This is a genomic window from Sorangiineae bacterium MSr11367 (assembly GCA_037157805.1).
Classification (GTDB): domain Bacteria; phylum Myxococcota_A; class Polyangia; order Polyangiales; family Polyangiaceae; genus Pendulispora; species Pendulispora rubella.
In genome coordinates this window covers 11,637,191-11,649,442 of sequence record CP089983.1, presented here as the reverse complement: position 1 = coordinate 11,649,442, position 12,252 = coordinate 11,637,191, and the positions used below count along the sequence as shown (strand labels likewise).

Annotated in this window: 11 protein-coding genes; 6 read left to right on the top strand and 5 right to left on the bottom strand. The window is 64.7% G+C overall.

Going from position 1 to position 12,252, the window contains the following annotated elements; genetic code table 11:
- Positions 1-15: 15 nt before the first annotated feature.
- On the bottom strand, positions 16-1,635 hold the full coding sequence (locus LVJ94_45295) for a hypothetical protein (protein WXB04112.1): 1,620 nt from the start codon (positions 1,633-1,635) through the stop codon (positions 16-18).
- 54 nt (positions 1,636-1,689) lie between these two features.
- Positions 1,690-2,604: a class A beta-lactamase-related serine hydrolase gene (locus LVJ94_45290; GenBank protein ID WXB04111.1), complete on the bottom strand. Its 915-nt coding sequence runs from the start codon at positions 2,602-2,604 to the stop codon at positions 1,690-1,692.
- Positions 2,605-2,780: 176 nt separating this feature from the next.
- On the opposite strand from LVJ94_45290, the gene LVJ94_45285 reads away from it, so the two are divergent.
- The 5 genes from LVJ94_45285 (at position 2,781) to LVJ94_45265 (ending at position 7,978) form a co-directional block, all read left to right on the top strand.
- Positions 2,781-2,984, top strand: a complete 204-nt coding sequence (locus LVJ94_45285) for a hypothetical protein (GenBank protein WXB04110.1) — start codon at positions 2,781-2,783, stop codon at positions 2,982-2,984.
- Positions 2,985-3,121: 137 nt separating this feature from the next.
- Positions 3,122-4,192, top strand: a complete 1,071-nt coding sequence (locus LVJ94_45280) for a BMP family ABC transporter substrate-binding protein (GenBank protein ID WXB04109.1) — start codon at positions 3,122-3,124, stop codon at positions 4,190-4,192.
- On the top strand, positions 4,189-5,340 hold the full coding sequence (locus LVJ94_45275) for an ABC transporter permease (protein ID WXB04108.1): 1,152 nt from the start codon (positions 4,189-4,191) through the stop codon (positions 5,338-5,340). The genes LVJ94_45280 and LVJ94_45275 overlap by 4 nt, the downstream gene beginning before the upstream one ends.
- 14 nt (positions 5,341-5,354) lie before the next feature.
- The gene (locus tag LVJ94_45270) at positions 5,355-6,437 is read left to right on the top strand and encodes an ABC transporter permease (protein WXB04107.1); all 1,083 of its coding nucleotides are present in this window, start codon (positions 5,355-5,357) and stop codon (positions 6,435-6,437) included.
- A complete protein-coding gene (locus LVJ94_45265; GenBank protein ID WXB04106.1) occupies positions 6,434-7,978 on the top strand; it encodes an ABC transporter ATP-binding protein in 1,545 nt (514 codons plus the stop codon). The genes LVJ94_45270 and LVJ94_45265 overlap by 4 nt, the downstream gene beginning before the upstream one ends.
- 151 nt (positions 7,979-8,129) lie before the next feature.
- Here the strand turns inward: LVJ94_45265 and LVJ94_45260 are convergent, their stop codons facing one another.
- From LVJ94_45260 to LVJ94_45250, 3 genes are read right to left on the bottom strand one after another with little or no spacing between them, the layout of a single operon-like run.
- Positions 8,130-8,471, bottom strand: coding sequence for a cupin domain-containing protein (locus tag LVJ94_45260; GenBank protein ID WXB04105.1), 342 nt, complete (start codon positions 8,469-8,471; stop codon positions 8,130-8,132).
- Between the two features lie 38 nt (positions 8,472-8,509).
- Entirely contained in the window at positions 8,510-9,631 is a 1,122-nt protein-coding gene (tal, locus tag LVJ94_45255) for a transaldolase (protein WXB04104.1), read from the bottom strand.
- On the bottom strand, positions 9,628-11,643 hold the full coding sequence (locus LVJ94_45250) for a transketolase (GenBank protein WXB04103.1): 2,016 nt from the start codon (positions 11,641-11,643) through the stop codon (positions 9,628-9,630). Before LVJ94_45250 ends, tal begins: the two co-directional genes overlap by 4 nt.
- A gap of 117 nt (positions 11,644-11,760) precedes the next feature.
- On the opposite strand from LVJ94_45250, the gene LVJ94_45245 reads away from it, so the two are divergent.
- Positions 11,761-12,201, top strand: coding sequence for a DUF6184 family natural product biosynthesis lipoprotein (locus LVJ94_45245; GenBank protein ID WXB04102.1), 441 nt, complete (start codon positions 11,761-11,763; stop codon positions 12,199-12,201).
- Positions 12,202-12,252 lie beyond the last annotated feature (51 nt).

Here is a 12,252-nt window from a genome sequence, read left to right as displayed (position 1 = left end):
TCCAAGCTGGGGAGGCTAAAACGAGCCTACCGCCACCCGCTTTGCGCCGATGAACTTCGACGTCTGGAACACCTGCAGGTTTTCCCAAACCACGGGCATCGCCTTTTGCAAAAGCCCTTGGAGCTCCGGCGTCAGATCGCCCGTGCGCATGGGCACGCGTTTCACCGTCTCGGTGTCGTACGTCCCGGCGACGCGGCCGTATTTGTAATTCGAATCCATGGTGCCGTCGGCGGTGAGCTTGACCTCCGGCATGGTCACGTTGGGCTTCGACAAGAAGAAGGCGTTCTGCTCCAGCGCCGGCGGCTTGCTCGTGTCGCGGAAGCGATTCTTCTCCTTGAGGAAACCATACAGCTGCTTTGCCGTGAGCTTCGCCGGGTCCACCAATTCGACGTTGGGGCTCACCAGCTTCGCGTAGGGCTGGGCGCCGCTCGCGTCCTTGTAGTTGCGCAGTCGCTCGAACGACGCGGCAATCTGCTCGCGCTGGAAGGGGAAGTGCGTGCAGCCCAGAACCACGGTGCTGATCGGCGCCGACGCGCCATTCTTGCGGTACGACTCCACCAAGGTGGCCACGTCGTACTTCACGTAGTTCTCCACGGAATTGAGCCGCAACGAATCGGGCGACTTCGGATCCCCGATGAGCCCTTGCGGGTCGAACGCGTATTGCTGCTGCAGCGACGGATCGAGGCTCGCATTCTGATTGCTCACGGCCGGACCTTGGTACGGCGTGGCCGACGAGGCATTCGACGTTGCCGCGCTGGAGCGCACGAACGCCGGATCGCCCTCGATGGCGCCGGCGAGGCCCACGCTGCCTTGCTGCACCACCTTGGGCGCCTCCAATCCTGCGGCGCGCGAATACTTCTCGATGGTCTTTGGATACGCCTCGCTCTTGCATGTACCCACGGTGGCCATGACCGCCACCGCCCCGGTCTTCCCCTGCTTCATCGCAGAAACGGCGCCTTCCGCGCCCGCCTCGACGACGCCCACTAGGATCATCGGGATCTTCCACGCGTCGAACGCGGCGCGGATGTCGTTGATTCCGTACGCCGTCGCCGTGTTGCAGGCGACTACCACCGCCTTGACCAGCGGCTTGTCGGCCATGGGCGCGGTGGCCTGCGGCGTGGCCCAATAGCGATTGCCTAGCAGGAACGCGGCATCTTCGATGACCAGCTCGCGCAGGAAATTCTCTTTCCCTACGGACGGGTATTTTCCATACGGCATATTGGCTTGGTCGCCGTAATAGATGAACCGCTCGTCCTGGAAATCCGGAATGCCGTCGGCCCCGGGCTGGTGCGTCTTGTTGTTGAACTCATCGAGCTTCAAAATCGCATTGAGCACCGTCATCCCGCCGATGCCCGAATCGAACACGCCGATGGGCAGGCGCGAATAATCGACAGCGTCGTACGCCTTGCGGTCGACCGGATAGAGCTTCGATTGTCCCGCGGCGATGTGCTGAATCAATGCCGTCGGCGCGTTCTTGTCGGCCTTCGCCGTTTCGGGCGCAGGGGCCGCCGGCGGGGTTTGCGCGGGCGTCACCGGCGGCGTGGCCGCCGTTTCGTTCGACGCGCAGTTCGTGAGCGCCGTGAGCGCCGTCAATGCGGCAAGTGAAACGAGGCAAAGCGACGTGTGGTTGCGCATGGCGGGATGCTACCTCCATTCAAATCGAAAGATTCGAATTCAAATTAAAAAGTACTACGGGTGACGGCAGGCGCCGAACGGATCGGGTTGGTCTTTTGCGACCGCGTGGTAAATGACGCATGACGCATATTCGAGCGTGGGAAGCTGCTTTTGATCGTAGCTCTCCTGCGACGGTGCTCCATTGAGCAGAAGCGCGACGGCGTAAACGCGTCCGCCGGGCACCTCCACGATTCCTATCTCGTTCGTATTGGAATTCTCCGGTGATTCCACCGGCGGCAGCCACCCCGCTTTATGATGCATCGTGGCACGGGCGGCCTCGGGAAGCTGCGTTCCCAACCAGCCGCCGTAACCTTGGCGCGGTGACAGCTTCATCCACTCGAGGAGCTGCTTCGTGTTCGCCTCGCCCAGCACGCGCTTTTCCCAGATGGCCGTGAGCGCTCCGACGCCCGCATCGGCGGTCATGAAATTATGGCCTTTTCGTGGCCCCGTCGGACAATTGCCGGCTTTGCGGTCGTGGTCGTAATTCCAATGGCAAAAGCCGATATCGTTCACCCCGAGGGTCTGCCATACGAAGGTGTTGATCCGATCGGGCGAGGCCAGCAGATCGATGACGCTCCCCGAGGCGGAATTGTCCGAGTCGACGAAAATCGGGCGCGCGTGAGGCTCCACCTTTTCCAGTCCCACGTCGACCAGTGCGGCCGCGACCCAGAGCACTTTGACGGCGCTCGCTGATGCGTAATACGCACCACCGCGGTAGCTGGCCGTCTCCCCGCCGGTCAAATCGCGAACGGCGAGGCCGCAATCCGTTCCCGGTGAATATTGCCCGCATTCGGGCCCCAAGCGATCCAGCACCGCCTGCAGCGATACGCCTTCGCGGTTCTTCGCGTTCTTCTGTTGCGAACAGGCGGGTGCACCCACGAGCCCGCCCAACAGGGCGAGCGTCAGGCCACGCTGCAGCGCCGTCCGCATGCGCGTCACGCTAGCTCATCGCCGCATTCCTCGCAGCAGGGAGATACTGGGATATTTCATTTCCCACGCGGCCTATCGCGCCATGGTCAGCCCCGCCAGCATTGCATCGTCAGCATGGCATCAAACGCGTTTCTCGATGAGCCCCGCGCGCTCCATCGCCTGCCAGCGTCCTCGTGATGGTCGATCGATCGCGGCCGAAGGGTGGCGCACGTCGTGTACTCGTCCGTCGGCGAAGCGGAGCGTGCGGGGGCATCCCGCTCTTCGAGACCAAGTGGCTTGCCTTGATGGGCCGCGCGGCGGACATCCCCCTGTTGCGCCGCGAACATCCGGGGCTGGTCTCGTTCGAGCGTTGGCTCCGGGGCGGCGGACGGGAGCCGTGAGCGCGTAGAATGCGCGCGACACTGTAAAATGGCTCGAAAACAGAGCGTGTTTCCTGGACCCCGTGGAGTTTGCTAGGCTCAGCCACATTTGCAAACTCTGGCGACCGTTGTCGCCGTAGGTCTTCGGAGGAAGTCTCATGTCCGACAATCGGGGTCTGTCAGGTTCGGCGTGGCGAAAAGCCAAATTCACCGCTCTGTGCTTGATGGCGTCGGCCGCCACACTCGGCATCAGTGCGTGCAGCAAGTCCAACAAGCCTGACTGTTCGAGTCCGGAAGTCTTCTGTGTGGGGGTGGTGACGGACGTCGGCAAGGTCGACGACAAGTCGTTCAACCAGTCCTCGTGGGAAGGCGTGCAGAAAGCCAAGAAGGAGCTGGGGGCCGTCACGCAGTACATCGAGACGACCGATCCGAAGGACTACTCGAAGAACATCGCCACGTTCGCCGAGGAGAAGTACGACGTGGTCGTCACCGTCGGCTTCGCGCTGGGCGAGACCACCCGCGCCGCCGCCGCGCAGTTCCCCGACACGAAGTTCATCGGCGTCGATCAGTTCCAGCCCCCGGGCGCGGAAAAGAAGAACCTCGCCGGCCTGGTTTTCCCCGAGGATCACGCGGGCTACCTGGTGGGGGCGCTCGCCGCACTCACCAGCAAGACCGGGAAGATCGGCGCGGTACTGGCGACGGATGCCGTGCCCCCGGTGTGGCGCTACGGCGAAGGCTTCAAGGTCGGCGCCAAGGCGGCCAAGCCCACCATCGATCTGACCGTCGTCTACCACAACGACGTGGGCATCGATAAGACGTTCTCCGATCCCGAGTGGGGCAAGACCACGGCCCTCTCGATGATCGACAAGGGCGTCGACGTCGTGTTCGGCGGCGGCGGCAAGACCGGCAACGGCGCGCTCATTGGCGCGGCCTCCAAGAACGTCTACGGCATCGGCGTCGACACCGATCAATATTTCACGGTTCCCGAGGCGCAGAAGTCGCTTCTCTCCAGCGCGATGAAGCTCCTCGACGAGGGCGTCTTCGATTTGCTCAAGCAAGCGAAAGAAGGCAAATTCCCCAGCGGAAACAGCGTGGGCAAGGCCGGCAACGCGCCGTACCACGACCTCGCCGCGCAAGTTCCCGATGATGTGAAGTCCAAGATCGAGGAGATGAAGAAAGGTCTCCAGTCCGGCTCCATCAAGACCAACGTGGCCCCCACGAAGCCGTGACGTCTCCCACCGCTGCACCGTCTTCAGGACCGGCGGCCCCGCAAACGGGGCCCCGGGAGAAAGTCCTCAAGTTCATCGCTCCATGGAAGGTGCCCGCCCTCGCGGTGCTCACCGCCATGGCGGTGGGCGCTATTTTGATTGCCGTCGCCGGCGGCGATCCTCTGTCCGCGTATTCCGGCATGTTCGAGGGGTCGCTGGGCTCACCGCGCGCCATCGCAGAGACGCTCGTGTGGAGCACGCCGTACATCCTCACCGGGTTGTCGGTAGCCCTCGCGTTTCAAGGTGGCCTCTTCAACATTGGCGCCGAGGGGCAGCTCGCGCTCGGCGCCGTGCTGGCGGCCCTCGTGGGCTATGGCCTGCCCGCTATCCTTGGCGGCAGCGTCCCGGGCATCATCCACGTTCCCTTGACCATCCTCGCCGGCGGCCTCGCCGGCGCGGCGTGGGCCGGCATCCCGGGCTGGCTCAAAGCGCGGACGGGGGCCCACGAGGTCATCAGCACCATCATGCTGAACTACGTGGCGCTCAACGCCGTGAGCTTCCTGCTCAACGGCCCGATGAAGGACACCGCGCCCGACAACGTCATCGCGCGCACGCCGCTCATCGCCGAAAGCGCCAGCCTTGCGCCCATCTTGTCGTCGTTCCGTCTGCACTGGGGCTTCCCGCTCGCGCTCGTCGCGGCGTGGGGCGTGGCGTGGATGCTCAAGAAGACTACCTTGGGCTTCGAGATCCGCACCGTGGGCGCCAACCCCGAGGCCGCGCGCTATGCCGGCATGCACGTGGGGCGCACCATCGTCGTCAGCATGGCCCTCTCCGGCGCGCTCGCGGGTGCCGCCGGCGCCATCGAGGTGAGCGCGCTCAACCATCGCCACCAGCTCGGCTTCTCGCAGGGCTACGGCTTCGACGCCATCGCCATCGCGCTTCTGGGCAAGACCAAGCCGGCCGGCGTCGTCCCCGCCGCGCTGCTCTTCGGCATGATGCGCAGCGGTGCGCCGCGCATGCAATTTCTCACGCAGATCCCCGTCGACGTGATTTCGGTCATCCAGGCGCTCATTCTGCTCTTCGTCGCGGCGGACGTGATGGTTCGGCGCCTGTATCGTCTCAAGGGCGATCGCGAGCGGGTCGTGATCACCCGTGGTTGGGGAAGTTAGTAAGAGGACCTTCGATGGACTACCGACGCTATGGCTTCATCGCAGCGATCGTGGTCGTGCTGATCGGCATCATCGTCAAGCTCGGCTCGGGGACGGTACCGGCCGGCTCGATCGTCTCCAGCATGATCGGCACCACCATCGCGGTGGCCACGCCGCTGACCTTGGGCGCACTCTGCGGCATTTGCTGCGAGCGCGCCGGGGTGGTCAACATCGGCATCGAGGGCATGATGCTCACCGCCGCGTTTTTCGGCTGGTTTGCATCGCTCTACGTGAGCTCGATCCTCGGCGTGGGCCCCATGGCCAGCCTGCTCTTGGGCGTGTTCATCGCCATCGTCTCGGGCGCGCTGATGGGGGCTCTGCATGCGCTGCTCACGGTGACGTTCGAGGTGGACCAGATCATCGCGGGCACCGTGGTGAACCTGCTGGCCATGGGCATGACCGGCTTTTGCAACCGGCAGCTCTTCTTCGGCGCCAGCAGCGCATTCGGCGGGACCATCCCGCGCGCGCCGGGTGTGCTGCCGCACATCCGCATCCCGCTCCTGGCCGACATTCCGCTCATCGGCGGCGTCTTCGATCAGCAGCCCATCGCCTTGGCGGCGCTGGTGCTGGTGTTCATCGCGCACTTCGTCCTCTTCTTCACGCAGTGGGGACTGCGCACGCGGTCGGTGGGCGAGCATCCCCGCGCGGCGAGCGCCGCGGGCATCGACGTGCTGAAGGTGCGCTGGGCGAACATCGTCATCGGCGGAGCCATCGCCGGGCTCGGCGGTGCGTACTTCACCTTGGAGTCGGTGCCGTCGTTCGAGCCGCTCATGACCAACGGGCGCGGCTTCATCGCCCTGGCGGCGATGATCTTCGGCAACTGGAAGCCGATTGGCGCGCTGTCGGCGGCGCTGGTCTTTGGCGCGGCGCAGGCGTTTCAGATCAACTTGCAGCTGTTTCGCGACGTCATCCCGCCAAAGTTCACCTTTCTGCAGCAGTCGTCCGTCGTGGGGCTCGTGCCCTACGTGCTCACGTTGATTATTTTGACCGGGGTGATCGGCAAGACGACGCCTCCTGCGGCCGACGGTGTGCCGTATGATCGGGAGAGGCGCTCATGACGGTCGTTCTCGAGGTCCGAGGGATCACCAAGAAATACCCGGGTGTCGTCGCCAACGACGGCATCGATCTGGATCTGCGCGAGGGCGAGATCCACTGTTTGCTCGGCGAGAACGGCGCGGGCAAGTCGACGTTGATGAACATCATCTACGGCTTGTCGTCGCCCGACTCGGGGGAGATCCGGCTCAAGGGCAAGGCGATCAACCTGCGCTCGCCGAAGGATGCCATCGGGCTGGGCATCGGCATGGTGCACCAGCACTTCATGCTGATCCCGGTGTTCACGGTCACCGAGAACATCATGCTGGGCGCCGAGGAAGTGCGCGGCGTGACGCTCGACCGGCGCAAGGTCGCGGCGCGCGTGCGGGAGCTGTCCAAGGAGTACGGCCTCGACGTGGACCCCGACGCCCGCGTGGAGGACCTTCCCGTGGGCGCGCAGCAGCGGGTGGAGATCATCAAGGCGCTCTACCGCAATTGCCAAGTGCTCATTCTGGACGAGCCCACCGCGGTTCTCACGCCGCAAGAGGTGGACGAGCTCCTGGTGGTGCTCAAAGGGCTCATCAAGAAGGGCGTGTCGGTTTTGTTCATCACGCACAAGCTGCGTGAGGTGCTCGAGGTGGCCGATCGCATCACCGTGATGCGCGGCGGGCGCGTGGTGGCGAGTGCCAAGCCGGAGGAGTCGGACGAGCATTCGCTGGCGGCCCTGATGGTGGGGCGCGACGTGACCTTGACGGTGGAGAAGACGGAGGCCAAGCCCAAGGACGACGTCCTGGTGGTGAAGGATCTCTCCGTCGAGGGCCGCCACGCCGGCATGGACGAGGTGCGGAGCGTTTCGTTTTCCGTGCGCGCGGGCGAGATCCTCGGGATTGCGGGCGTGCAGGGAAATGGCCAGACGGAGCTCATCGAGGCCATCACGGGCCTGCGCCGGCCGGGCCGCGGAAGCGTCTCACTGCTCGGCAAGGACATCACCGGCGCGACCTCGCGCGCGCTCATCGAGCAAGGGATTTCGCACGTGCCCGAGGATCGGCACCGGCACGGGCTCGTGCTGTCGTATTCGATCGCGGACAACATGGTGCTGTGCACCTACGACAAGGCGCCGTTTGCCACGCGGGGGGTCATGCAGGAGGATCCCATCGCCGAAAACGCGCGCAAGGCCGTGAAGGACTTCGACGTGCGCACGCCGGGCATCACGACGGCGGCGTCGGCGCTGTCGGGCGGCAACCAGCAAAAGGTCATCATTGCGCGCGAGCTTGGGCGGCCGCTGAAATTGCTCGTGGTGAACCAGCCCACGCGCGGTGTCGACGTCGGCTCGATCGAGCGGATCCACAAAGAACTCGTGGCGGTGCGCGACCGCGGCGCCGCGGTGCTCTTGGTTTCGGCGGAGCTGGACGAGATCCTCGCGCTGTCCGATCGCATCGCCGTGATGTACCGCGGCCAAATCGTCTCCACGATTGCCGCAGGCCAGGTCACACGCGCCCAGCTCGGCGCCTGGATGGCCGGCTCCCGCGCCCAATCCGAAGGCAGCACCGTCGAAGCCACGGCCTGAGAGAATTCACAGGAAGACGGGAAGACGGGAAGACGGGAAGGTTTTGAGGTTTCCAATTGGCCAAATGAGCCAATTGGAAACCCAAAAAAGCCTTCTGTGCTGTGCGTGCAGGTTCCCTTCCCGTCTTCCCGTCTTCCTGTTCAATCATCTTCTAGCGTGAATGGGGCTCATCGCGGCCGTGGACGTGCGATGGCGGTGACGTGGCTTCCACCGCGCTGAAGGCCTCCAGGATGCGGTAGTGGTGGCGTGCGCCGCGCGGGACGACGTAGGAATCGCCCGCGGCGAGCGTCACCATTTGGCCTTCGAGGTGGAGCTCCGCTCGGCCCTTCAAGACGTAGCCGACGACTTCGTAGTCGCGGACACTCTCGGCGGAGGTGTTGGGCTCCTCGTCCCAGAGTCGCATTCCGATGCGCACACCGGAGGCGAGGTACTTCTGCCCATCCTTGTTCTTTGGCGAACGCGACGAATCGATCTTGATGACGGTGGTGTTCATGGCGGGTGACCTCATGCAATCGGCAAACCTCGAATGCGTTAGGCGCTGCGGCGCCTTCTTCGTTTGCTCGCAATGCCGTGAACGGCTTGGTCATACGACTCGATGAACGAGGCCACGCCCTCGTCCTCCAGGGTTTGTACGATGGCATCGAAATCGATTCCCAGATTGACGAGCTCCGCGATCTGCTCGAAGGCAAGCTCCCGATCGCGGGTGATGCGTATTTCGGGCGCCCCATGATCGAGGTACGCGCGGAACGTTTCCATCGGCATGGTGTTCACCGTGCGGGGCCCGGCCAGCGCCTCGACGTAATACGTATCGGGGTAGGCCGGATCCTTCGACGACGTCGAGCCCCAGAGGAGACGCTGCGGCCGCGCACCTTTGGCGGCTAGCTCGTGCCATCGGTCGCTCGCCGCGATGCGCTCGAATTCGGCATAGGCGATCTTCGCATTCGCAATGGCGATCTTTCCGCGCAGGCTCCTCCCGCGCTCGGTGGCGGGCGACGGCGCGAGCATGTCGAGGATCTTGTCCACCTTGGTATCGACGCGCGAGACGAAGAAGCTGGCCACGGACGCGATGCGATCGATCGCGCGGTTCTGCGCGGCGCGGGTCTCCAGGGCGCGCAGGAACGCCTTGGCGACCTCGAGGTACCGCGGCACCCCGAAGAGCAAGGTCACGTTGATGTTGATCCCCTCCACCAGGCATTGCTCGATGGCCGGGATCCCCGCGCGGGTCGCTGGGATCTTTACCATGAGGTTCGGCCGCTCCACCGCCGTCCAGAGCCGCTGCGCCTGTTCGATGGAGCCCACCGTCTGGTGCGCCAACACGGGAGCGACCTCGATGGACGCGAAGCCATCGGTTCCGCCCGTGCGCTCGTAGATGGGGAAAAGCTCGTCGCAGGCGAGCTGGAGATCGCGCACCATGATTCGCTCGAAAATAGCGGGATCGGCCTCCGAGGCGTGGGCGCCGTCGATGAGCGCGTCGTAGTCGGCCCCGCCCGCGATGGCCTTTTGAAAAATGGTCGGGTTCGACGTCACCCCGCGCAGGCCATCGCGCTCGATGAGTTGGCGCAGCCCGCCCGACGTCAGCAGGTCGCGCGAAATGAAGTCGAGCCAGGCGCTCTGCCCGAGCTCGTACAAGCGTTGAATCGCATTCGCATTCATGGTGTGACGCCTCCGGTTCGTTGGTTCGAGGGAGAGGAGGCGAGCCGCCCGATGCGCAGGTGCCCGCTCGCGTGCGCCTCGCACGCGTTCTCGTGCGTGGCCGATTCGTCTTCGCCGCCCACGGCGATGCGCCATAGCGCGGGGTTGCCACAGATGTAGCAATTTCGGCTCTTCTTCCGTGGCAACAAGGCCCGCACGGCGGCGGCGATGGCGTCGGCGTCGATGCCGGCGGCATGCAGAAGCTCGGCGGGCTTGCCCGATCCAGGCATGGTCTTCACCGCGAGTCGCACCACGCGTGCGGTGAGCGGCCGCTCACCGTTCAAGCATTCGAGCACGGCATCGCCCAAGCCACCCTCCGACCAGTGGTCCTCGACGACCACCACGGTTCCACCGGTGGCTTCCACGGCCGTGCGGATGCCGGCACCGTCGATCGGCTTGATGCTGTACGCATCGACGACGCGCGTGCGGATGCCTTGGTCCAAGAGCCTACCGTGCGCCTTCAGCGCCTCGTGAACGGTGATGCCCGCGCCGATGATCACGGCGCGATCGGCGGTCGATAGCCGCAGCACCTTGCTTCCGCCGATGGGGAAGCTTTCCTTGTCGTCGTAGAGCACCGGCGTTTTCTCCCGCGTGGTGCGCAAGTAGACGACGCCGCGGCGGTTGGCCATCGACTCCACCAGGCGCGCCGTCTGGTTCGCACAGCAGGGGTAGAGCACCGTGCTTCCGCGGACGGCGCGCATCATCGCCAGATCTTCGAGGCCCATCTGCGACGGCCCATCCTCCCCGATGGACACGCCCGCGTGCGAGCCGCACAGCCGGATGTTCGCCCGCGAGGCCGCGGCCATGCGGATGAAGTCGTACGCGCGCGTGAGGAACGCCGCGAACGACGAGGCGAACGGTGCATGCTGCCGGGCACTCAACCCGACGGCTGCCGCGACCATCTGCTGCTCGGAAATGAACATCTCGAAATACCTGCCGGGGTACGCTTTGGCGAATTCCTCCGCGTAGGTCGAATTGCCCACCTCCCCGTCGAGCACCACGATGTCACTGCGCGCACCGCCGAGGGCTTGCAGCGCGTCGCCGTAGGCTTTGCGCGTGGCCACCTGCGTGCCGCGCTCGTACGCAGGCAAATCGGCAGGGTACACGGTGGGGTTGCTCGGCTGATCCGGATCGGGCGCGCGCACGCGCACGGCGAGATGGCGCTCGCCACCCAATTCGGCAATGGCCTCGGCGCATTGTTTCTCGTCGAGTGCCTTGCCATGCCAACCGTCTTGGTTCTCCACTAGCGACACGCCTTTTCCTTTTACGGTGCGCGCGACAATCAAGGTCGGCGTGTCGGGGTCGACGAGGGCCTCTCGGTAGGCGTAGGCGATGGCATTGCGATCGTGCCCATCGATCTCGAAGGCATTCCATCCGAAGGCCCGCGCCCGCTGGGCGTAGGCCGTGCCATTCCACCCGAGCGGTGTCTCGCCGCGCTGGCCGAGGCGGTTCATGTCGAGAATGCCAACGAGGTTGCCCAATTTGAAATGGCGCGCGTGATCCAGCGCTTCCCAAATGGATCCTTCGGACATCTCACTATCGCCGAGCAGAACCCAAACGCGATAGGGCCGCTTTTCCAAATATTTCCCCGACAGGGCCATACCCACACCAATGGGCAATCCCTGTCCGAGTGATCCGGTGGCGACCTCCACCCCGGGCAAGGTCGGCACCGGGTGGCCTTGCAGCGGGCTTCGAAAGCGCCGGTACGAGAGCAACTCCGCGTCGGTGATGACGCCCGCGGCCTTGAGCATCGCGTACAAGAGCGGCGAGGCGTGGCCTTTGGAGAAAATGAGATGATCGTTGTTGGGATTGTCCGGGTGCCGCAAATCCCAGCGTAAAGCCTGCTCGAGCAAGACGGCCATGAGATCGGCGGCCGACAGGCTCGACGTGGGGTGACCGGAGCCAGCCGCCGTCGAGCAGCGGAGGCTATCGATGCGAAGCTGCTGCGCAAGCTCGGATGTGTTTGCCATCATGGGGTTTCGCTCCATGCCCCCCGGATAGGCAAATTGCGTGCGGCGACGATTTGTCGCGAAAGTTGGCCATTTTGCCGGGCATCCCTGATGCAGCTTCGGGCGGGGATGGGAGGCACCATGAACGCACGAATCAGTTTGGTTGCGCTCGCACTCGCGTCATTCTTCATCGCGACGGGCTGCGAACGGCGCGACGTTCCCACGTCGGAAACGCATACGACGGGCGCTGCGATCGGGCCCGCACTCGACAATGCCGCGGCGGTCGCAAGCGTCGCATTGGCGCGCTGCGATCGCGAGGCATCGTGCAGCAAATTGGGCGAAGGCCGCGATCACCCCACGCGGGAAAGCTGCCTCACGGAGATGCGCGGCAAGGCCGAGGGCGACTTGAACGCCTCGAAGTGTCCCGGCGGTGTCAATCGCGCATCGCTCGATAGCTGCCTGGCCGAGATCCACGCCGAATCGTGCGGCAATCCGCTCGATACGCTGGAGCGCCTCGCCGCGTGCAACACATCGGCATTGTGCTCACGCGATCGGCGTCCGGGGGGGGCACCCCGGTACTAATGCAATTTCGCCACAGGGTCACATACCGCTACGCGGTGGGAGAAGAAGAGG

Bases quoted from the DNA above. Each gene is read 5' to 3' on its own strand.
- LVJ94_45295 (WXB04112.1), bottom strand. From the start codon at position 1,635: ATGCGCAACCACACGTCGCTTTGCCTCGTTTCACTTGCCGCATTGACG.
- LVJ94_45290 (WXB04111.1), bottom strand. From the start codon at position 2,604: ATGCGGACGGCGCTGCAGCGTGGCCTGACGCTCGCCCTGTTGGGCGGG.
- LVJ94_45285 (WXB04110.1), top strand. From the start codon at position 2,781: ATGGTCGATCGATCGCGGCCGAAGGGTGGCGCACGTCGTGTACTCGTC.
- LVJ94_45280 (WXB04109.1), top strand. From the start codon at position 3,122: ATGTCCGACAATCGGGGTCTGTCAGGTTCGGCGTGGCGAAAAGCCAAA.
- LVJ94_45270 (WXB04107.1), top strand. From the start codon at position 5,355: ATGGACTACCGACGCTATGGCTTCATCGCAGCGATCGTGGTCGTGCTG.
- LVJ94_45265 (WXB04106.1), top strand. From the start codon at position 6,434: ATGACGGTCGTTCTCGAGGTCCGAGGGATCACCAAGAAATACCCGGGT.
- LVJ94_45260 (WXB04105.1), bottom strand. From the start codon at position 8,471: ATGAACACCACCGTCATCAAGATCGATTCGTCGCGTTCGCCAAAGAAC.
- tal (WXB04104.1), bottom strand. From the start codon at position 9,631: ATGAATGCGAATGCGATTCAACGCTTGTACGAGCTCGGGCAGAGCGCC.
- LVJ94_45250 (WXB04103.1), bottom strand. From the start codon at position 11,643: ATGATGGCAAACACATCCGAGCTTGCGCAGCAGCTTCGCATCGATAGC.
- LVJ94_45245 (WXB04102.1), top strand. From the start codon at position 11,761: ATGAACGCACGAATCAGTTTGGTTGCGCTCGCACTCGCGTCATTCTTC.